Consider the following 20526-nt stretch of genomic DNA (forward strand, 5'->3'; position numbering starts at 1 on the left):
TGATCGAATGTGATTATAAGCGTCTTTTATCGATCGAGTCTTGACATTCTCGGCCTAGTCGGGTGGGGTTGTGAGGTACCTAACAGTGCGATGAGGCGTCGTTCCCTCAAAGTGCTGACGCTTCTGAAAGGGAAATGAACATGGTTGAACTACCCGACGCTTCTCGACGAATGGTGCTTGGGGGAGCACTCGCGGGTGGTGTCATCGCCGCCACCGCGCAGTCCGCCTTCGCAAGGGGCCCCGGAAAGCGGCCCAAGTCGCAGAAATCAATGGCTAACGTGCCGTTCGAAGTGCACGAGACGGTTCGAATCGGTCTGATCGGCCTCGGCAACCGTGGCGGAGGCATGGCGTCCGGCTGGAGCGCCGTCCCGGGCGCAGTGGTAACCGTTGTGTGTGATATCCGGGCTGATCGCGCAAAGCGCACTGCAGACCGGTTGGAGGCCGATGGCAAACCCCGCCCGGTAGAGGTTGGCGGCTCGGCTGACTCCTATAAGGAAGTACTCAACCGGGACGATGTCGACCTTGTCTACATTGCCACCCCCTGGGAGTTCCACTACGAGCAGGGCAAGGCTGCTCTGGAAGCCGGCAAGCATGTATCCGTTGAGCTTCCCATCGCCACGGAGCTGGATGAGCTGTGGGACCTGGTGGACACCTCGGAGCGCACGGGCAAGCACCTCATGCTCGCGGAGAACTGCAGCTACGGCCGCAATGAACTGGCCATGCTGAAGATGGCCCACGAAGGCATGTTCGGTGAGATCACCAACGGCCATGGCGGGTACCTGCATGACCTGCGTTCCCTACTGTTCTCCGATACGTATTACACGGACGCGTGGCGCCGCAAGTGGCACACCCGCAGCACGGCAAGCTTCTATCCCATGCATGGCCTGGCACCCATCGCGGCGGCCATGGACATCAACCGTGGCGACCGGCTCACCACGCTGCAGGCAACAGCTACCGAGGCGAAGGGCCTGGCTGACTACCGTGCCCGGTACGTGCCCAAGGACCACCCTTCCTGGCAGGAGGAATACATCAACGGTGACCTTGTCACCTGCCTGATCAACACCGACCGCGGACGCGTGATCCGTGCCGAACACGACGTGAGCTCGCCGCGCCCGTACTCCCGGATCAACTCGATCGCTGGAAGCCGCGGTATCTTCGAGGACTACAACGCCCGCGTCTATCTGGAACCGGACCACAGCGGGCACTCCTGGGCACAATGGGGCCCGTACCGTGACGAGTTCGACCACTGGATCTGGAAGAAGGTGGGCGAGGACGCCGCCAACTCGGGACATGGCGGCATCGATTACCTTCTGCAGTGGCGAACCGTGCAGACCATGCGCGCCGGACTGGTTCCCGACATCGACGTCTACGACTCGGCAGCGTGGTGCGCACCCGTTCCGCTGAGCGTCATGTCGCTGGCCAAGGGCGGCGCACCTGTTGAGGTGCCTGACTTCACACGCGGTGAATGGGCCAAGCTTCGGCTCGGCCTCGATTCCCGCGAATCTGACATGCCACCCGTGGCCTAAACCGGAAAGGACAACAGATCTTCATGAAAAAAATCACTCGCACCCTTCTGGCGGTTCTCTTCGCCTTCACCCTCGCGCTCGTTCCTTTCACGGCGAACGCCCAGACCGACGTACAGGCAGAGGCCGACGGCGTCGAACTCACCATCTCCGAGGTGAACCTGGACGGCCCGTCCATCGAAGATGTCACCGTGACAATCACCAATGGAACCGGAGAACCGGTGAAGAAGGGCGACGTCACCTTCTCCGGTCCGATCAACTGGACTGTCTACCCCGACACCCAGAAGGTCAAGGCCATCCGGCCGGGCGGTTCCGCTGAGGTCACCTTCCAGATCCGAGTCCCTGAGCAGCGGGATGCTTTCCTTGAGCGTCTCTTCTCCGCAACCGTCACGTATGAGGGTGGCGACGGAGCCGGAACAGCAAGCGTAGAACGTACGCAGCAATCCGGAACGCCGCCTACGGTCCCGACCGGCACCGTCTTTGCCAGCGACTTTGACTGGCTCGAAGCGACCAACGGCTACGGCTCTATCGGGCAGGACATTTCGAACAGCGGGAGTGCCATCAAGCTGAATGGACAGACGTTCGAAAAGGGCCTGGGCGTACATGCCGCGAGCGACATCCGTTACTACACGGGCGGCAAGTGCACCTCCTTCACCGCCAAGGTGGGCGTGGACGATTACCAGGCCACGCTGGGGTCTGTTGTCTTCTCTGTCCTCGCCGATGACAAGGAACTCGTCAAGACTCCGGTGATGGGGGCAACTACCGAGACGGCAACAATCGACGTCGACATCTCCGGAGCCACCTACGTGACACTCTCGGTCGACGACGGCGGCGACGGCATCAACTACGACCACGCCGATTGGGCCGACGCGAAGTTCACCTGCGCCGGCTAGATTCACCCTTCTGTGCCCCTGTGGAGCCTCGCTCTGCAGGGGCGCAGTCGCGTTCAGGTCCAAACGGTGATTGATCGTCGCGATGCCCGTGTCAGAGCCACCCAGTAGAGTGCCCACATGGATGACAAAGAGGTTCTGCACCGCTACCTGCGCCGCCGCCGTGAGGATCTGCTCGCCAAACTTGACGGCCTGAGCGATTACGACGCCCGTCGCCCCCTCACACCCACCGGCACCAACCTGCTGGGGCTGGTCAAGCACGTCGCGAGCGTCGAGTTGGGGTATTTCGGCGAGGTATTCGGCCGTCCGAGTGGGCGAGACCTGCCCTGGTTCGACGACGACGCCGCCCCCGAGGCCGATCTCTGGCTCACCGCCGAGGAAACCCGTGAAGACATCATCGAACTGCACCACTTCTCGGCGGCCCACACGGATGCAACGATCCGAGCCTTACCACTCGACGCCGTCGGCGAGGTGCCGTGGTGGTCAGAAGAACGACGCCGGGTGACGCTTCAGCAAATTCTCGTTCATATGTGCGTGGAGACTGCCCAGCACCTTGGCCACGCGGACATTTTGCGTGAACTGCTCGACGGCGCTACCGGACGCGGCCCGGAAGATCTGAACATGCCCCAGCGCAGTGCCGCGGACTGGGCGGAGCACTGGGAACGCGTGGAGACTGCCGCCCGTCGGGCCACCTCCACTCCTCCTACCGGCTAAAGGACCACTGCACGCCGAACGCACGGTTGAGCGCATACTGGGCAACACCGAAGGCTTCCCGCGGCGGATGCGCATATACAACACTGGGTGTGCGCGCCGCCATCGCGGGATTGGCGTGCAGTTCCTTCTGCACGGCGGCGAGGAAGGCCGACCCCAATCGTGGAGCGTCTCCTCCCAGAACTACCTGCTGAATATCGAGCGCAGCGCATATCAAGCGCAGCGCCCTTGCCAGGGCAACAGCCCCGGATCCAAGACGCTCGGCTGCGGAAGGGTCCGCAGCCAACGCGGTAATCTCATCACTGGTCAGTTCCTCGGAGTAAGCGGGGCCGAGCATTGCGCGCATGGAGGCGACTGACTCAAGGCAACCGGCAACCCCGCACAGGCAGGCTGGTTCCGATGCTTCGTAATCGACTCTGACATGGCCAATCTCGCCCGCCCGGCCGGAGAGTCCGCTCAACAGCAAGCCGCGGGAGATGATTGCCGCACCCAGACCGCCCCCCATGTGCACGAAGTACAAGGTCGATGCGGCATTCGGGTGGTGAGCACCCTCAACCATCGCTTCAGCATCCGCATCGTTGACAACAAAAGTCGACACCCCGGTAGCGGTCTCGATCAGAGACGCCAATGGAACGTTGTGCCAGTCCAGCTGGACACTTTCCAGGACTGTCCCTTCATCCTGGGCGCCCGGGACCTGAAGACCGACCACACCGATCTTCCGGTCGGTGTTCGAAATGAAGGCTGACACAAAGTGCACGAGGTCTTCCGGAGCGACGTTTCGGTCGAATTCCCTGGCTTCGGTCGACTCAACTTCGCCACCGAGCGTGAACAGCGCCGCACGGAAGCGCCGCGGCCGGACCGAAACGGTGAGGATGCCGTGGACCGAACGATCGACCTTCAACGTAGTGGCCGGTTTGCCGCCGGTGCTTTCAGCCTGCTCACCGTCAAGTACCAAGCCGTCGTCAATCAGTTCCTTGAGGATTGTCGACACCGTGGAAGGATTGAGTCCTGTGTTCCGGGCAATCTTCGCGCGAGTTGCATAACCCTCCTGGTCCACGATCTGCTGAAACGCCATGACGCGATGGGCTTTGCGGATCTCCCGCTGGACGGCATAGGTGCGCTCGAGAAGCTGGGCACCTTCAGGTTGAAGGTCCGGAGATATCACGGACATAGCTCACACCTCCCGGATGATGGACCTTGCTGCCCTGGAGCCGATGTGCCGGCCGTCATGCTTCATTGGCTCACGGGACATAGTCAGGAATAGGACCACAGTACTCGTTCGTCCAGAATCGCGTGAGAACCCACCCGCACCTGCTCATACTTGCACTTAATTTTCCTGTTTACGTCACGAATAATCAGAAAAATGGTTGACTGTCCTCCGCACAATGGCCACTATGGAGTGACGAGTTAGTTGTGTCACAGGACAAAGGCCATCCACACGAGTCAATAATGGAGTTCACATGATCCATCCCATACCCATTCAGTCCGCACGCCCTTCAGCGGGCGGCATTCGGCGGTGGGTCACTACCGCAACCGCAGCGGCCGTTATGGTCGGAAGCCTCGGCTCCATTGCTCCGGCAAGCGCTAATGAACCCGCCGATTCAGTGAACGCGAAGCCCGTTGTAGTCCCCTCCCTCCACGAATGGACCGGCGGCACCGGAGACCTCAAGCTCTCTAACGAAAGCCGCATTGTCGTCGAGGCCGGCCTCGAGCAGATCGGTGAGGAGTTCGCCGGCGACCTGTCGGAGATGACCGGCCTGGATCTGGCCGTCGTGTCGGGCGAGAGCGCAGCCGGTGACATCTCACTCGACCTCACACCTGAGGACCTGCATTCACCTGGCGGTGAGCGGTACGCCGAAGAAGGCTACCGGTTAACCACCGACACCGATGTCACAATCAGCGCACCCACCGAAACCGGTGTCTACTACGGCACTCGCAGCCTCCTGCAGATCCTGGTGCAGTCAGAAGGTCGCAACGTTGTTCCCGTGGGCAACGCTGTGGACTGGCCGGATTATGAAGAGCGCGGTTTCATGCTCGACGTCGGACGCCGGTTCTTCACGCCGGAGTTTATTCGCGACTACATCAAGATGATGAGCTACTACAAGCTCAACCGGTTCCAGATCCACCTGAATGACAACGAGATCTTTCCCGAGAACGAGGACTTCACGAAGGCCTACACGGGCTTCCGGCTCAAAACCGACAATCCGGAGTTCGCAGGGCTGGCGTCAACGGACGGAGCCTACGATCGCGCTGACTGGGACAGCTTTGAGGAGACGGCGGCGACCCGCGGCATCAACATCGTCCCGGAGATTGACGTCCCCGCCCACTCCGCAGCCATCATCAACTGGAAGCCGGAGATCGGGCTCAATGGCGGCAACTCGGACATGCTGGACCTCAGCAAGCCTGAAACCATCGAAACCGTAAAGGACATCTTCAGCGAGTTCACGCCATGGTTCCGCGGTCCGGAAGTGCACTTTGGCGCGGACGAGTACACCCGCGAACACAGCGATGTCTACCGCAACTTCTACAACACGATGGCCGAGCACATCCGTGGGCTTGGCAAGCAGCCGGTGGCCTGGGGAAGCGCAAGTGTCATGAGCGGCGGCATCGAAGGCTACGACAAAGACGTGATCATCAACTCTTGGAACAACAGCTGGTACGGCTTGGATACCGCCGAAGCTGACGGCGTGAAGTTCATCAACACCAATGACGCCACTCTGTACGTGGTTCCCTTCGCCGATTACTACCACGGCAACGGCCTGAACAATCAGTCGCTGTACCAAACCTGGACGCCCAATGAAGGCGGTGGCCAGACCGTGGATCCCTCCTCCGTTCTCGGTGCGCAGTTCGCCGTCTGGAATGACCTCGTGCATGAGGACTACACACAGATGGACGTCCACGGGCTAGTCGAGTTGAGCTTCCCCACAATTGCTCAAAAGTCCTGGTCCGCGGTGGATCCCGAACGCACCTATGCTCAATTCACCGGCACGGTTGAGACGATCGGCATGGGACCAAGGCTGCACCTGATCAACAGCGAGGGGGGCTCCGCCGTTCCTGGCGAGATCTCAGGTGGTGCTGCTGTGAGCGCGACAGCTTCGGCTGCGGGCTACCCGGCGTCGAACCTTACCGATGGTAAGTCTCTGACCAGGTGGGAATCCGGCACACGGGGTGCAACGGACGTGACGATCGATCTGGGGGAAGTTGCCAAGATCGGCGGCGTGCACGGTGAATGGGCACAGAATGCTCCTGCCGGATACGGAGTCGAGACCTCGCTCGACGGCGCGATCTGGAACAAGGTGACACAGCACGACGTCGACGGCGCCGGCCCGGATCAGGTCACGTTCAACACCCGGGAAGCCCGCTACGTGAAGCTGACGGGTCTCACACCGGTCGATGCGGCCGGTACCGGCGTCGGAGCGTGGAGCGTCAGCGTTCTAGGCCCGGAGAACCTTGCTCTCGGCTCAACCGCGACGGCATCGGGTGTGGAAGCCGCCGGCTTCCCCGCTGCACTGGCTGTGGACGGCAGCTCCTCCACCCGGTGGTCCGCCAACTACAACGGTCAGCGATGGATCGCCACAGACCTCGGCACCGGGAAGGCGTTCAACCAGGTAACCCTGAAGTGGGAGGCTGCTTCAGCCAAGGACTACACGGTATCCGTCTCGGATGACGGCACCGACTGGACCGTCGTCTCCACCCAAACCGGTAAGGCTGCCGGAGCGCGCACCGACATCATCGAGTTTGACCCGGTGACCGCCCGCCACGTCCGCGTGGACGTACATGCCTCCACCCTTGGTATCTATCTCTCCCTGTATGAACTGGAAGTCCGGAACACTGCCCTGACCGTGCAGGAGCCAGGTTTCACCCCGCCGGCACCAGCGAAAGGCGCCCTGAACGGCGCCAACCGGGCTGACTTCGGTACCCCTCGCGGTCCCATGAGCGCTGGTGAGGACATTGCCTTCACCGCACCCACGACAGACGCCTGGCACTTCGTCTACGTTGACGAATCTCCGGTCGGCTGGCTCCTCTCGGACGCGGACGCTGGAATCACGTTCCAGTTGTCGGCCGATCTGAAACCGGGAGCCAAGAAGGTGTCGCTAACCGACGCCGGCGGGGAGCTCATCGGCTGGGACCATGTGGTCAAGAAGGGTGGACCCGCCAAGCCGTAACACCACAGCAAAAAACAATCAACGGCGGCGGAACCCCTCTACACAGGGGTTCCGCCGCCGCTCTTTTGGTCAGAGTTCAGTCACGGAACAGACAGAACGGATGTCCGGCCGGGTCAAGGTACACCCGGACACCCTCCTGCGGCTGAAACTCCGCGAGCTCCGCTCCCAGCCCGACGGCATGACTGCCGGCGGCATCCAGGTCGTCAACGTAGATGTCCAGATGCATCATCATCGGATGGTCTCCATCACCTGCCGGCCACACCGGGCGCACATACTGCGGTTCCGTCTGGAAAGACAGCGCCGCACCGCCGTCGGGCGCCTTGAGCATCGCCCAGTCATCCTCCGCGAACTTCGCCTCCCAGCCGAGCAGTTGCCGGTAAAAGTCGGCGAGCGCGCGGGCATCGGGTGAATCGAGGACGGTTGCTGAAAGCTGCAGTTTCAATTGGGACTCCGATCTTTTGGATGGCCTTGTGCGCACACAAGTCTTACGCCAACCTGCGGCCGCTGGAAAGAGGTGCATGTATTCTGTCAACGCTGGCCGACGGGCTCAGCGACACAGCACAGAGAGGAGGGCGTCGGACTCGTGGCCAGGCCCGGAGGTAGATCAATCTCCCGGGCTGCCGTGCTTGTCACCGGACTGACGGCGGTGTCCACGCTCCTCGGCTTCCTGCGCGACGTCGTCATTGCGGCGATCTTCGGCGCCGGAGCCCAGCTCGATGCCTATCTTGTGGCTCAGGGCCTCATGAATATCGTGCTCGGCCTGGTTGCTTACGCGATGGCGCGCTCGGCTACTCCGGTGGTCGCCCGCGAGGCAACCACTGAGGAGAACGGGTGTAGAGGCCACACCGGGTTCAACGTCGCTTTCACCGTCACCATGCTGATTCTCGGCGTGGGATCGGTCATCATGGGCATTTTCGCCGCACCGGTGACGTCCCTCATCGCGCCGGGTTTCGACGCCGGTGAAGCGGCCACGGTCACGATGCTCACCCGCATCATCCTCATCGCCACCGTGCTGGTCGCCGGCACCGATCTGCTCGCCGCCCTCGCGCAGTCCCATGGCCGCTTCGCCTGGGCTTCCCTGCAGGGCGTGCCTTTCAACCTCATCATGATCGCGGCTGCCGGGCTGTTCGGTCCGCAGTACGGGGTCAGCGCCCTCGCCGTCGGTTTCGTGGTGGGTTCCGCGGCCCGGCTGCTCCTGCAGTTGCCGCCGCTGCGCAGCATCGGCACCCGCGTCCGGCCGCGCCTGGCGCTGAAGGACCCCGGTTTCCGCGAGATTGCCGTCCTGGTTCCCCCGATGCTCGTTGGCAGCGCGATCGGCAACATCAACACCCTCGTGGACCGTGCGGTCGGCTCCACCCTTGAGGAGGGCGCCATCACCGCGCTGTCCTACGGGTGGCGGCTGGTCAATCTTCCTGAGCAGCTTCTCATCGCATCGCTACTCGTGCCGCTCTACCCTGCGATCAGCGCGTCCGTGGGCAATCTTCCCGAGCTGAAGCGCCTGGTGAACCGCGGCCTGTCCGTGACGGTGACCATCCTCGTACCGCTGTGCGTTGTGCTGGCCATTGCCGCGGTCCCCCTCGTTGAAGTGGCGTTCGGTCGCGGCGCATTCTCGCGGGAGGACATCGAGGACACCGCCACGGCCGTCGCCTGGTACGCCCCGGCGCTGCTCGCGTTGGGTTTCAGGCAGGTGGTGGTGAGTACGTCCTATGCCCTCGGCGACTCCAAAGCGCCCGTCGTCGTCGCCGTGGTCGCGATGATCGTCAACATCGTGGGCGACATCCTTCTCGCACCCATCATGGGCGTGGCGGGCATCGCATTGGCAACCAGCGCATCGCTGGTTACAGCCGCTCTTGCCAACGCGTGGCTGCTCCATCGCAGGCACGACGGCGTGGACCTGCGCACCGCCGTCGCCCTCCTGCTGCGCGCCGCGGTTCTGGCGGCTATCGCCGCCGGCGTAGGGCTTCTGCTGGTGGACGTGGTGGACGGGCCGGCGCTGCTGACGTGCGCCGTCGTCGCGGTTGCGGTGTGCGGGGCCTATGCGCTTGGGCTGATCGCGCTGCGCGCGCCCGAACGGAGCGTGCCCCTCGACATGATCCGCGCGGCACGACGCCGGTAATCGCCTCGATTCCGCCCTGATTGGTTCGGCTGCTGCTACTCCGGCTTGCTGAACCTCGAGGTCACCAGGTGCCAGGTAGGGCCGGGGTCACGGACGTCCCACACGCTGTGATGGGCGCGGCTTGCCCAGCGCATGGTGTCGACGACGTCGGCAAGCAGGCCGCCGCGCCGCTCAACCCGGGCCCGCCGCAGGTCACCCGCTGCCCAGACGTAACGAACGCCTGCGGGAGCATCGGTGAGCGAGGGGACTTTTTCGCCGAGCACCAGCCTCCCCCACGCATTTGCCAGCCCCGGCCTCGCGGCGTTCGTGAGCGCAATCGAGCCGAAGAAGCGGCCATTGAAGTCGATGAGGTGGGGGACGCCGTCGTCGTCGGTCAGGAACTGCAGTTCCACCAGACCCCACCAGCCGATATGGGACAGCAGCGCGTCCACCCTGCGGGCCAGGACGGGGTCGACGGCGACGGTCTCCGCCCGCGCGGAAGCCCCGTTGGGAGTGGGCCAAAGCCGGGGCGTGCTCTGCTGGACCCTTCCCTCGAGCTTGCCGTTCCGGAACAGCCCGATCATTGCGCCGAGCCGGCCCCGGATCGGTTCCTGCAGCAGCGGTTCCGCGCCGAGCTGCTCCATGTGGTTGATACGTTCCTTGGCGCTTGCGATGCTGTCGAACAGGCGGGCCTCGATGCGGTGGGGGCGGGTCTGTCCCGGGCACCAGTGGGCACGGGACTTCACGACTACCGGGCCCTCCCAATCGGCGATCGCATCCGGCGTTGCGGGGATCGTGAGCGGCGCAGCGAGCCCTACGTGTGCCGCGCTTTCTGCGAGGGTCACCTTGTCGAGCGCGCGCTGGACGGCTTCGGCAGAGGGATGTGCAACGGGTGTGGGGATGTGGTCGCGGTAGGTGGCCAGTGCCGCCATCCAGTCATCGCCGCCACCGAAAACGACGTCGTAACCGCCCGCCTGCACCGCCCGCTGCACGCCCTTGACGAATTCTGCGGCGTCACCGCGCGGACGGGGTACAACATGGGAGAAGGAGACCGCGCGCGATGTGCAGAGCATGCCTTTACCCTCCGGCGTACCTACCCCCACCACCCAGCCGTCCTGCTGGAGTGAACGCGCGGCCGCAAGTGCACCGCGGTCCCGCGCTGTACTGACAATCAGCGCGCGAGGCGGTTTGTCCAGTTCTTCATTGATCCTGGGCTGCGCGTTCACGAGGCCTTCAACGTCCTTCGGGCGGGAATCGGGTCTTGTTCAAGCTTAGGAAGGGCAGATGAGAAACAGATGATAAACGCACCACGGCGGGTCGTCGGTTCTCTATGCCGTTCGCCGGGGGTATTCACAGGCACCTTACAGGGGCGGCGGCGCGCAAGGGAGTGCGGAACCTGGATGTCTTTTTCGGGCGCGCCTGCACTGCAGGCAACGCATGGGCAACGACTGCAGAACAGGCAGATTCCCGGGACGGTACCCTGGCTCGAGGCGCACACCTTTTTGGCCGCCTTTCAGCCGATGGAACGGACCGAAGCTCCGCCCGAGCCGGCGGCCCTCACGCACCAGAGTCGCCCGTCGCCGAGCACAAGGGGATCCGAGTTGCCCGTCGCGTCGGTCACCAGCGCAGTATTTTCATCAATGGCATAGACAAGGACAGCTTCACCTGACTCGACCGCCGCAACTGCCCGGCTCAAAGTGCCCGCCTGTGCGCAGTGCACGTCAACGGTGAAGGGCACGAGTCCAAGTCCAGACTGAAGCGTCACTTCGTCGAGTCCTTCGGACCACTCTGCGGGACAAACAGCCACCCCGTCGAGCCGGTACCCGCCAATCACTGCCTTCTCAGCGGCGATCATCGCACCTGCAGAGAACCCCAGATAGGGCGTTCCTTCCCGCACCGCTGACCGGATCGCTTTGGCGACATCGCTGAGCGCCGTGTGGTATTCCGGCGTGGGGCCACCACCGACCACGATGCCGTCGACGTCAGCGAAGACTGTCGGCGCCACGCGCTCCTGATGCCGGGCATAGACGGGCAGAACCTCGCACCCGTGCAGCGGCTCCCCGTAGACGGGAAGGAAGTGGGGGCCGCTGCCTTCGTGGTCGAAGAGCACCACCGCAACCCGCGGGGTGCGGTCCTTCAACCCGGCACAACCCCGTGCCTCTTCGAGGAACGACTCGTAAACCGCCTCGTCCGTCGTAGTGTCAGGTCCGCCGCCCACCAAGAAAATGCTCACCTCGCCAACTTACAGCTCCACTGCACCGGCAACTGATCAGAGAAACTGCCCGGAGGTTTGGACCTGCCGGTTAGAACCGGCAGTCCTGAACCTACGGGCAGCCTCCGTGGGAGGCTCTCACCCAACCAGCCGGCGCGCGGCGGCGCTGTGCTCGGCAATCAACCCCTCCAGGTCCAGCCCGACGACGGCGCCGTCCTCCACCCGCCATCGCCCGCCGACCATCACACGGTCGGCGCGGTCGGCACCGCAGAGCAGCAGCGCGGACAGCGGATCATGGCTCCCGGAGAAACGCAGGTCATCGAGGCGGAACATCGCGAGGTCGGCCTGCTTCCCTACAGCGAGCTCCCCGACGTCGGAGCGCCCCAGCGCGGCCGCTGACCCCCGGGTTGCCCAGCCCAGGGCGCGTTCCGGTGTCGCCTGCTCCGCTCCATAGCGCAGCCGCTGGATGTAGAGGGCCTGCCGTGCTTCGAGGATCAGGTTCGAGGCATCGTTCGACGCCGAACCGTCCACCCCCAATCCCACCGAGACGCCGGCTTCCTCCAGCTCGACGGCCCGGCAGATCCCGGACGCCAACCGCATGTTCGACGTCGGACAATGGGCCACGCCGACGCCCGCCTCTCCCAGCCTGGCCACCTCGGAATCGTCGAAGTGGATCCCGTGCGCCAGCCACGTCCGTGGGCCCAACCAACCGACGCTGTCCAGGTAATCCACCGTCCGCAGACCGAAACGCTCCCGGCAGAAGTCCTCCTCATCCAGCGTCTCGGCGAGATGGGTGTGCAGCCGCACGTCGTGCAGGTCGGCCAGCGCAGAGCTCTCCTTCATTATCTCCGTGGTGACCGAGAAGGGTGAACACGGTGCCAGCGCGATCTGCACCTGGGCGCCGTCGCCCCGCTCGTGGTATCGGGTGATCAGCCGTTCGCTGTCCGCCAGGATCACCTCGGCCTCCTGCACCGTGTGCCGGGGCGGCAGGCCGCCGTCGTCCTCTCCCAGTGACATCGAACCGCGCGTGAGCATCGCCCGCATCCCCAGCCGCCGCACCACTGACACCTGAACGTCGATGGACTCCTCCATGCCTCCCGGGAAGAGGTAGTGGTGGTCAGCGGCTGTGGTGCAACCGGAGAGGAGGAGCTCGGCGAGCGCCGCCGTCGTCGCCAGTTCAAGATCGCGCGGGGTCAACCGCGCCCACACAGGGTAGAGATTGACCAGCCAGGGGAACAGCGGAACGTTCACCACGGGCGCCCAGGCACGGGTGAGGGTTTGATAGAAGTGGTGATGCGTGTTGATCAGGCCGGGCAGCACCACGTGTGAGCGTGCGTCGAACACGGAGTCGTACGGGACAGCGGGTGTGGAGCCGGCGGGAACGAGCTCCACGATCGTGGCGCCGTCGAGGACAAGCCCGCCGCCGGCGTCGTCGTCGTTCGCGGTGAAGATGGCCAGCGGTTCGCGGATCCAGATGCGTGTCATTGTCGGATTTCCGTTCTGTTTCTTTCCATGGAGGTAGGTGAAACGGCACAGGACCACCGACGACGGCGGTTGGTGCCGTCAGCTCAGTGGTCCTGTCTGCTGATCCAGGGTGGAATCCTTACCTACCCGAGTGCGCAGGTAGGTAAGGACGAACTAGTTAGTGCTTGGTGTCTCCGTCACAGATTTTGCGGATGTCTTCCGCGCACTCGATCTCGCCGTTGTCCAGCTTCTCCTTGACTACCTGGTACTGGGCGGCGGTCACCACGGGTACTTCGGTGCCGTCGGCTGCAACCAGCTTGCCGCCCTGGTAGCTGTCACCGTCCTGGAGGGCGGTGAGCTCGTCCTGGCGCACCATGCGTGGAGGGCTGGCCACGAAAACGGAAGCACGGTCCGGGTTGCCTGCCTTCAAGTGGTTGAAGAGGAGGTTCAACAGCACCGCCATGATGGCCGCGGAGCTGATGCCGGAGTGGAAGATGACGCCGAACCAGCTGGGGAACTCGTCGTAGAAAGTCGGCGCGACGACGGGGATCATGCCGAAGGCGAGGGACACCGCGACGATCACCAGGTTCATGTTGTCCTGGTAATCCACCTTGGCGAGGGTGCGGATACCGCTGGCGGCCACCGTCCCGAAGAGGACTATGCCCGCACCCCCGAGCACCGGCGTCGGAACCGCTGCAACCAGGCGTCCGAGGATCGGCAGGAGGCCGAGCACCACCATGATGAGACCGCCCGCCGTCACCACGTAGCGGCTTCGGACGCCCGTGATGGCGACCAGGCCGACGTTCTGGGCGAACGCTGTCTGGGCGAAGGAGTTGAAGACCGGGGCAAGCGCGCTGGATAGCATGTCGGCGCGCAGACCGTCGGCGATGCGGCGGGAGTTCACCTTGGTTTTGGCGATTTCGCCGACCGCGAGGATGTCCGCCGTGGTCTCCGTCATGCAGACCAGGATCACGATGGTCATCGAGATGATTGCCGCGAGGTCGAAGACCGGCCAGCCGAAGGCGAACGGCTGCGGGAAGGCGAAGATTGCACCGCTGCCCACGTTCGAGAAGTCCGCCAGTCCAAGCAGGGCTGCCACGACCGTACCGGCAACGATCGCCAGCAGGATGGACAGCCGGGAGATCGCCGCGTTTCCGAGCTTGCTCAGCAGCAGCACCAGCGCGAGGGTTCCCGCGGCGAGCCCGATGTTGGTCAGGCTGCCGTAATTCTCGGCCGCCGGGTTCCCGCCCATGGCCCAGTTGGCGGCCACCGGCATGAGGGTGAGGCCGATGGTGGTGATGATGACGCCGGTGACAACCGGCGGGAAGAACTTGATGATCTTTGCAAAGAACGGTGCAATGACAAGACCGATCAGCGACGCCACGAGGACCGCCCCGAAGACGGTCTGGAGGCCTCCGCCGCCGCTGAGGATGGCGGTCATCGTTGCGACGCCGGCGAAGGAGACACCCTGAACGAGTGGTAGCTGGGAGCCGAAGAACTTGACGCCGTAACTCTGCAGGATGGTCGCCGCGCCGCCGACGAAGAGGCAGGACGCGATGAGGACGGCGATATCGTCCTGCGAAAGTCCCGCCGCTGTGCCGACGATCAGCGGAACGGCAATGATCCCGCCGTACATGGTCAGGACGTGCTGGAACCCGTATGCGAAGGTGCGGCCCAAGGGCAGGCGTTCATCTTCCGGGCGTTGGGGCGCTGCATGGTGTTTCATGGAACTGGCTGCTTTCATGAGTATGACTTCCTTGTCTCACATGAGTAGTTGCTGAGCGGCCGGACACGTGCAGGTGTCCGGCCGCTCTTTTTGGTCAGCAGAATCCCGGGATGTTTTCCCAGATCCGTGCTTCGCCTGCTGTGTCCCCCTCGCGCTCACGTTCGATGGTTGCCTCGATGAGCCCGTACGGCCGGTCTGCCGCAAAGAAGACTTCGTTGGGGTTGTCCAGGCCAAACGGTTCCAGGTCCACAAGGAAGTGGTGGTTGTTCGGCAGGGAGAGCTTGATTTCCTCGATCTCGGGGTGGGCCTCGAGCACCTGCTTGCCCATCTGGAACAGGGTCTGCTGCAGCGCCAGGGAGTGGGTCTGCGCGAACGCGTCGAGCATGATGCTTCGCGCGCTGGCGTAGATGCCGTTGAAATCGATGTCGGTCACGTCCGGGTTGTAGCGCCAGCGCGCCGTCACATCGGTCGCAAGGATGCGGTCGGTGGTTTCCTTCAGGGTTGTGTACCGATCGCGGGGGTAGCCGTGGAACTCCGAGCCGGTTGACTTCAGCACGGTGACGTCCTGAATGCCCGCAACAATGTGGCGAACCCCGTTCTCAATCAGGAGTACGGCAGTGCGGGTCTCGGACTTATTGCGGAGGAACGCGTGATCGTGGTCGCTGATGCGGTCCCAGAAGTACTGCTCTGCGGCCCAGCGGCCACCGGTCACCCATTCGAAGTTCTCGGTGAAGTGCTTTCCGAGGCGGAGAAGGAACGCCTCGGGCGAACCCACACCGTCACGGGCGAATGCGTAGACGGTGTTCTTCTGGGTGTCGGTTGCGACAACCTGTGCGTTGTCGCCTTCGGTGTGCGCGGCCTCGAAATCGCCGTGCAGCTGCGAGGTGACATTGAGGTCCTCGACCTGGTGGCGGGCGGTGTCCCGGGTGACCTTGACGAGCCTGCATTCGGCCTTGCCGTACTGGTTGCGCCCCAGGACTATGCGGCCGGTGTTGGCCGCTGCGCCGGTTACATTGCTCTGTTCAGTGGTTGTTGCAGTCATGTCAGCTTCCTCGGTAGGTGGAATAGGCGAATGGGCTAATCAAAAGCGGCACATGGTAGTGCTGTGCCGGGTCGGTGAGTTCGAAGATGAGCGAGACCGAAGGAAAGAAGGTCTCTGTACTGGCCGCGGCGAAGTACTTTCCGGTCTCGAATTCGATCCGGTAGGTTCCCCGCTCCAGAGCCTCAGGCCCCAGGGAGGCGATGCGGCCGTCGTCGTCGGTGGTTCCTAAGGCAATCTCGTGCCAGCCGCCGGATTCCTGCCGGTCCAGCCGGGCGGCGACGCCGGCGGCGGGCTTTCCGGTCCCCGTGTCAAGCACGTGGGTGGTGATGTGGCTGCGGCTCATGCTGCAAGGACCCCCTTGAGTCGTAGGATGGCGATTTCGCGGAGCTGGCCTGCGATGATGTCCAGCTCCTGTTCGGGCGAGTTGTTCAGGCGCTCGTTCAGTGCGGCGAGGATCTCCTCGGCACTGCGGCCCGCCGCGCGGATGAGGAAGACGCGGTTGAACTTCTCCTCATAGGCCCGGTTGCCGTCCTGGAGCGCGGTTTGGGTTTCGACGGCGGTGCTGACGGCGGCCTGCTCACCACGGGACATCGTTGCTTCTGCGGTGTTCCCCTGGGCACGTTCGCCGATGCGCGGGTGGTGGGCGAGGGCGCCGTCGATCTCGGCCTCGGTCCAGGGGTACGCCGCGTGTTCGGCGAAGTCGATCAGTTCCGCTTCGGAGGAAAAGGAGCGGGCATCGACGATCGCATTGATCCAGCGTGGGATATCAACGCATGGTTTCAGGATGCCGGCCGCTTCCGCCGGGGAGGATGTATTGAGGGTGGACAAGCTCATGGGTGTCAGCTTTCTGTAGAGCGCTAACGCCGGCGCTGAACACCCTTACCCTCGAACGAATTCGATTTGACTCGATGTCTCCGGCGGTAGTTTGTGTACCGCTTAGTTTTTGTATCGTGGAATCTTTATTCCGAATTCATTGTAGTCCTCGTCACAGCTTCTCTGTCAAGAGTTTTCTGTCACCGACTGTTGTGTTGTGTAGGTCACATCATACGGGTTGAGCCGTAACCCGGGGAGATGTCCCCATCTACAAAGTCGCTCGGGCTGACTACTGTGATTGCTGACAGTCTCACCATGAAAGGCACCACCATGAGCTACCACCCTGTTTCAACGCAGGCCTCTTCAGACGCCCCACTTGACCAGCCGCTCCACGATGCATCTTTCGGTTCAGCGGTGAAGCGGTTCTTCAAGAAGTACGCCACCTTCTCAGGCCGTGCGAGCCGGAGCGAGTACTGGTGGGTGGTGCTGTTCAACTTCCTCGTCAGCATGGTGCTGTCGATCGTCATGATTACCGGAGCCTTCATCGGTATGGATCCGGAGACGGGCACTCCAGGCGGCGGGCTTATCGTGGGCGCCGTCCTGGTATCCCTGTACGGCTTCGCAATCCTCATTCCGAGCATCGCCGTCGGCGTGCGTCGCCTGCACGACGGCAACTTCAGCGGTTTGTGGTACCTGCTCAGCTTCATTCCCGGCGGCAGCATTGTCGTGCTGGTCTTCATGTTCCTGCCCAGCAATCCCCAGGGCGCGCGTTTTGATGCGAACGCCGGATACGGACCAGGCGCCGGGGGCTACGACCACCCAGGACAGAGCTACGGGCAGGGCAATACCGGGCGGTAGTGCCCTCCCTGCCCGTGCTGTACAAGTTGCGGGACGGCGGATGAGCACACCGGAACCAAGGCAAACGCCGCGATCCCCGCGGAATGAGGGATCGCCGCGTTGTCGTGCCAGGGGACGAGCTGCCTCTTTTAGCTATCCGTGGTCAAGACCTGGAGTTCAGCAAGGGAGAGCACGGCGTTTCCGCGCAGCTGGACTCGCACGTACCGGCCCTGTAGATCGTCTGTGTCGATCCGCGTCGGAGAGCCGGCCGGCTGGGTCTGCTCGAACGCTGTGACTCCCGACTGGGCCAGCACCTCGTCCAGATCCGTACTGACAAACGGTTCGTCTGAGACCAGCACGTAGTAATCATCGAGCCTTGAACCGCAGCAGTCGGTACGGTTCCACACTCCAATCTCACTAATGGACACATTGGTCTCAAGGTCCACCTGCCAGTAAGGCTCGGGTGATCCGTTCTCAGCTGTGTGCGTGACCGACTGACCGCCAAAGCTTCCGTTGGTATTCCCGTCCACGGCACGCGCTGCGACGCCGTTATTCGCGGTACTGCTTTGCTCCGCGGCTTTGCCGAGAGCGGCGTTATTCAGACACTCCATCTGGTTATCGGACCCCTGGACGCCATACGCCTCGTACGCACCAGCTATCTCCTCGGCCCTAAGCGCTTCGTCGTACACCTTGATCTCGTCCAGGTCACCGCGAATTCCTGATCCGAGGTCTCCGATGGAGCGCATGGGCAAATTGACGGATGCGTCCGCAACATCACGCAGTTCCCCGTTGACGTACAGCGATATCTGTTCCGGTCCGGCAACCATCGTGAGGTGAACCCATTCATTGAGCGGAGTGCTGTAGTCGAAGGAGTGGTCGGCAACGCCCTTCTCGGTGAATCCGACCCGACCGCAGGTTTGGTACTGCTGCAGTTTGATCGCCGTCTCCCCTGAGCTCAGGAGCGACGAGTCACCCATCTGCGCGCTGGTGCGCACCCACGCCGAGATAGTCCATGGAGGAGCTGTATCCAGGCCACCGAAGCCCACTCCGTCGCGGTCATTATTGAATCTGAACGCCGAACCTTCAATGCCGTCATCAATGTGCTCGGGATTGTTGATGATGTAGGAGGTTCCGTGCAGTTCACCCGCTTCGTCTCCGACGAAGAGCGTCTGGCCCTGACTGCCTGCATAGGTCCAGCCGGATGGATACGGTGCCGGCTCAAACGTCCAGTGGTGGCTCGCTTTGGCATCGTTCACGCGCTGCGGTGCGGGAGACACAGTCAGCCCAGGCGGAGTGCCGATCGCGCCAAGTCGGGCTTTGAAGTCCTGCACCCCGTCCGGGGTTGGAGAGGCATTCCATGAACGGTCCGCGAGGATAGCCCTCGGGGTTGTCATTAGCTGCTCGAAGTGCTGATCCTTGGCCCAAAAGTTGTAGTCAGCCCAATTCATCAAGCCGCTTCCGAGCATGTCGCCGGCGACGCTGGGCACCCACTCGTCATACATCCATGCCTCGTCCGGATACAGACTGTGGTAGTTGTTCGGCGTGAGATAGAACGGCCCGACGGCAATCTCATCGTGACCATTGATAATCGGCTCCGAGCCCGTACCTTCCCAGGTCATGAAGATTACGTCCTCATTCACATCCTGCTGGGGAGAGGCCATGTGCTCAACCCCGTTGTAAATGATGGAACGCTTGCCGTGTTCAGCAACAACCCTGTCCATTCGGTTGATGAAGTCGGTCGCGAGGTCACCCAGCGTACTCAGTTCGGGATCTGCGGCCAGGTATTGCTGAACCTTGGGGCAGTTACCCAACTGGCCTGGGAGTTCATCGGCTCCGAGATGGGCGTATGGGGCATCGAACCAAGGCAGGAATTCCTCGAGCAGACCGGTGGTGATGTCGTAGGTCCGCTGTTCGGTAATGTCGACAACCCAGTCGATGGTCAAATGGCTGTGCATGTGGGCGTTGGTGCAGGCGTTCGCATAGTCTCCGAAGCCGGTCTGAAATGCGTCGCTGATGACCGTGGCATGACCCGGGATGTCGATGCCGGGCACCAGCATCACGTGATGTTCTGCGGCGAACGCCACCAGGTCCTCAATCTCCGCTTTGTCGTAGCTCACGTCAGGATCGGCGAGTCCCGGAAACTTCGGACTGTCCAGTCGGAAGCCCTCCGAATCGGAGAACTGCAGGTACAGAGTGTTCAGTTTGTTCCACGACATCTGCCGAATCAGGTTCTTCAGGTAGTCGATCTCCCAATACTTCCTGCCCGCATCAAGCATGACCTGACGCATCGGCTGATCCGGCGTGTCCAGAGCGGTCCCGGCTGTGAGCGTTCGTCCGTCCGCAGAGGCTTGCAGCATTTGCTCGAGGGTGCGTGTGCCGTAGTACAAGCCAGTGCTGGTATTGGCTTCGACAGTGGTCGGGCCGCTGCCTATGTCGAGTCGGTAACCCTCCGCACCGAGCTCAGGGTCACTCACAAGCGAGAACAGGATGTCGTGGCCGCTCGCGGACGCAACACCCCGGCTTACAGGCGAGTGAAGACCGGTGATTGCCTCAAGTTCGTTGGCGAACTGCCGTGCAACCCGGTCGCCGGTCTGCTGGGAGAGACCTGGCTGAGTTGCACCCGTCGTCCATGAACGCGCCGTCTTCGGATCCAGCAGAATCCTTGTGCGCGCGTTCAGCTGAACGGTGTTGTCCGATGAACTCCATTCAGAGAGCCGGGGAACAACCATGTTGGCCATCTGGGCCTGCTGATCGTCGGCCACGTCGGCTGGCGAGAGAACAACCGGTGCCTGGCCCGACGCCGCACCTTCCGGCGCGCCATAGGCGCCAGCGGTGGCAAAGAGAATACTCCCCAGCGTCAACATCACTGATACGCCGGCAGCGGCCAGACGAAAGCTGGACTTGCGCGGATTAGAGCGGGTACTTCGAGTGAGACTCCCGGACATCATGGCTTCATTGCCTCCAGCGTGACGTTTACTGACTGAAATGGGGATCAGGTAATCACTAATAATCGCCTAATAGGTTCGCTGAAGCAATAGGCTCGTGAA

General features: G+C 62.8%; 16 protein-coding genes. 6 read left to right on the plus strand and 10 right to left on the minus strand.

Annotated features, from left to right (window positions below):
* Positions 1-140: 140 nt before the first annotated feature.
* The 3 genes from ACX80C_RS09410 to ACX80C_RS09420 all read left to right on the plus strand — a co-directional run bounded on the left by ACX80C_RS09410 (position 141) and on the right by ACX80C_RS09420 (position 3127).
* Complete coding sequence (locus ACX80C_RS09410) at positions 141-1526, plus strand: Gfo/Idh/MocA family protein (RefSeq protein ID WP_459326207.1); 1386 nt, start codon at positions 141-143, stop codon at positions 1524-1526.
* A 23-nt stretch (positions 1527-1549) separates the two neighbouring features.
* Positions 1550-2416, plus strand: a complete 867-nt coding sequence (locus tag ACX80C_RS09415) for an NPCBM/NEW2 domain-containing protein (RefSeq protein ID WP_459326208.1) — start codon at positions 1550-1552, stop codon at positions 2414-2416.
* A gap of 117 nt (positions 2417-2533) precedes the next feature.
* The gene (locus tag ACX80C_RS09420; RefSeq protein WP_459326209.1) at positions 2534-3127 is read left to right on the plus strand and encodes a DinB family protein; all 594 of its coding nucleotides are present in this window, start codon (positions 2534-2536) and stop codon (positions 3125-3127) included.
* On the opposite strand, the gene ACX80C_RS09425 is transcribed toward ACX80C_RS09420, so the two are convergent.
* Positions 3117-4295: an ROK family transcriptional regulator gene (locus ACX80C_RS09425; RefSeq protein ID WP_459326210.1), complete on the minus strand. Its 1179-nt coding sequence runs from the start codon at positions 4293-4295 to the stop codon at positions 3117-3119. The genes ACX80C_RS09420 and ACX80C_RS09425 overlap by 11 nt on opposite strands.
* A gap of 289 nt (positions 4296-4584) precedes the next feature.
* On the opposite strand from ACX80C_RS09425, the gene ACX80C_RS09430 reads away from it, so the two are divergent.
* Entirely contained in the window at positions 4585-7290 is a 2706-nt protein-coding gene (locus ACX80C_RS09430) for a discoidin domain-containing protein (RefSeq protein ID WP_459326211.1), read from the plus strand.
* 76 nt (positions 7291-7366) lie between these two features.
* Here the strand turns inward: ACX80C_RS09430 and ACX80C_RS09435 are convergent, their stop codons facing one another.
* On the minus strand, positions 7367-7732 hold the full coding sequence (locus tag ACX80C_RS09435) for a VOC family protein (protein ID WP_459326212.1): 366 nt from the start codon (positions 7730-7732) through the stop codon (positions 7367-7369).
* Positions 7733-7873: 141 nt separating this feature from the next.
* On the opposite strand from ACX80C_RS09435, the gene murJ reads away from it, so the two are divergent.
* Positions 7874-9406: a murein biosynthesis integral membrane protein MurJ gene (murJ, locus tag ACX80C_RS09440; RefSeq protein ID WP_459326213.1), complete on the plus strand. Its 1533-nt coding sequence runs from the start codon at positions 7874-7876 to the stop codon at positions 9404-9406.
* Between the two features lie 35 nt (positions 9407-9441).
* Here murJ and ACX80C_RS09445 read toward each other — a convergent pair whose 3' ends face one another.
* From ACX80C_RS09445 to uraD, 7 genes are all read right to left on the minus strand, one after another.
* Positions 9442-10611 carry an ATP-grasp domain-containing protein gene (locus ACX80C_RS09445; RefSeq protein ID WP_459326214.1) on the minus strand — a complete coding sequence of 390 codons (1170 nt, stop codon included), beginning with the start codon at positions 10609-10611 and terminating at the stop codon, positions 9442-9444.
* A gap of 287 nt (positions 10612-10898) precedes the next feature.
* On the minus strand, positions 10899-11618 hold the full coding sequence (locus ACX80C_RS09450; RefSeq protein WP_459326215.1) for a Type 1 glutamine amidotransferase-like domain-containing protein: 720 nt from the start codon (positions 11616-11618) through the stop codon (positions 10899-10901).
* Positions 11619-11735: 117 nt separating this feature from the next.
* Positions 11736-13082: an 8-oxoguanine deaminase gene (locus tag ACX80C_RS09455; RefSeq protein WP_459326216.1), complete on the minus strand. Its 1347-nt coding sequence runs from the start codon at positions 13080-13082 to the stop codon at positions 11736-11738.
* Positions 13083-13239: 157 nt separating this feature from the next.
* A complete protein-coding gene (locus ACX80C_RS09460) occupies positions 13240-14805 on the minus strand; it encodes a nucleobase:cation symporter-2 family protein (protein WP_459326217.1) in 1566 nt (521 codons plus the stop codon).
* 76 nt (positions 14806-14881) lie between these two features.
* Positions 14882-15829, minus strand: coding sequence for a factor-independent urate hydroxylase (gene pucL / locus ACX80C_RS09465; RefSeq protein WP_459326218.1), 948 nt, complete (start codon positions 15827-15829; stop codon positions 14882-14884).
* 1 nt (position 15830) lies between these two features.
* A complete protein-coding gene (uraH, locus tag ACX80C_RS09470) occupies positions 15831-16172 on the minus strand; it encodes a hydroxyisourate hydrolase (protein ID WP_459326219.1) in 342 nt (113 codons plus the stop codon).
* Positions 16169-16663, minus strand: coding sequence for a 2-oxo-4-hydroxy-4-carboxy-5-ureidoimidazoline decarboxylase (gene uraD / locus ACX80C_RS09475; RefSeq protein WP_459326220.1), 495 nt, complete (start codon positions 16661-16663; stop codon positions 16169-16171). Before uraD ends, uraH begins: the two co-directional genes overlap by 4 nt.
* A 294-nt stretch (positions 16664-16957) precedes the next feature.
* Between uraD and ACX80C_RS09480 the strand changes: the two genes are divergently transcribed.
* Entirely contained in the window at positions 16958-17500 is a 543-nt protein-coding gene (locus tag ACX80C_RS09480) for a DUF805 domain-containing protein (protein WP_459326221.1), read from the plus strand.
* Between the two features lie 128 nt (positions 17501-17628).
* Here the strand turns inward: ACX80C_RS09480 and ACX80C_RS09485 are convergent, their stop codons facing one another.
* Positions 17629-20427: a family 20 glycosylhydrolase gene (locus ACX80C_RS09485; protein ID WP_459326222.1), complete on the minus strand. Its 2799-nt coding sequence runs from the start codon at positions 20425-20427 to the stop codon at positions 17629-17631.
* Positions 20428-20526 lie beyond the last annotated feature (99 nt).

The organism is Arthrobacter tecti, from assembly GCF_054511355.1.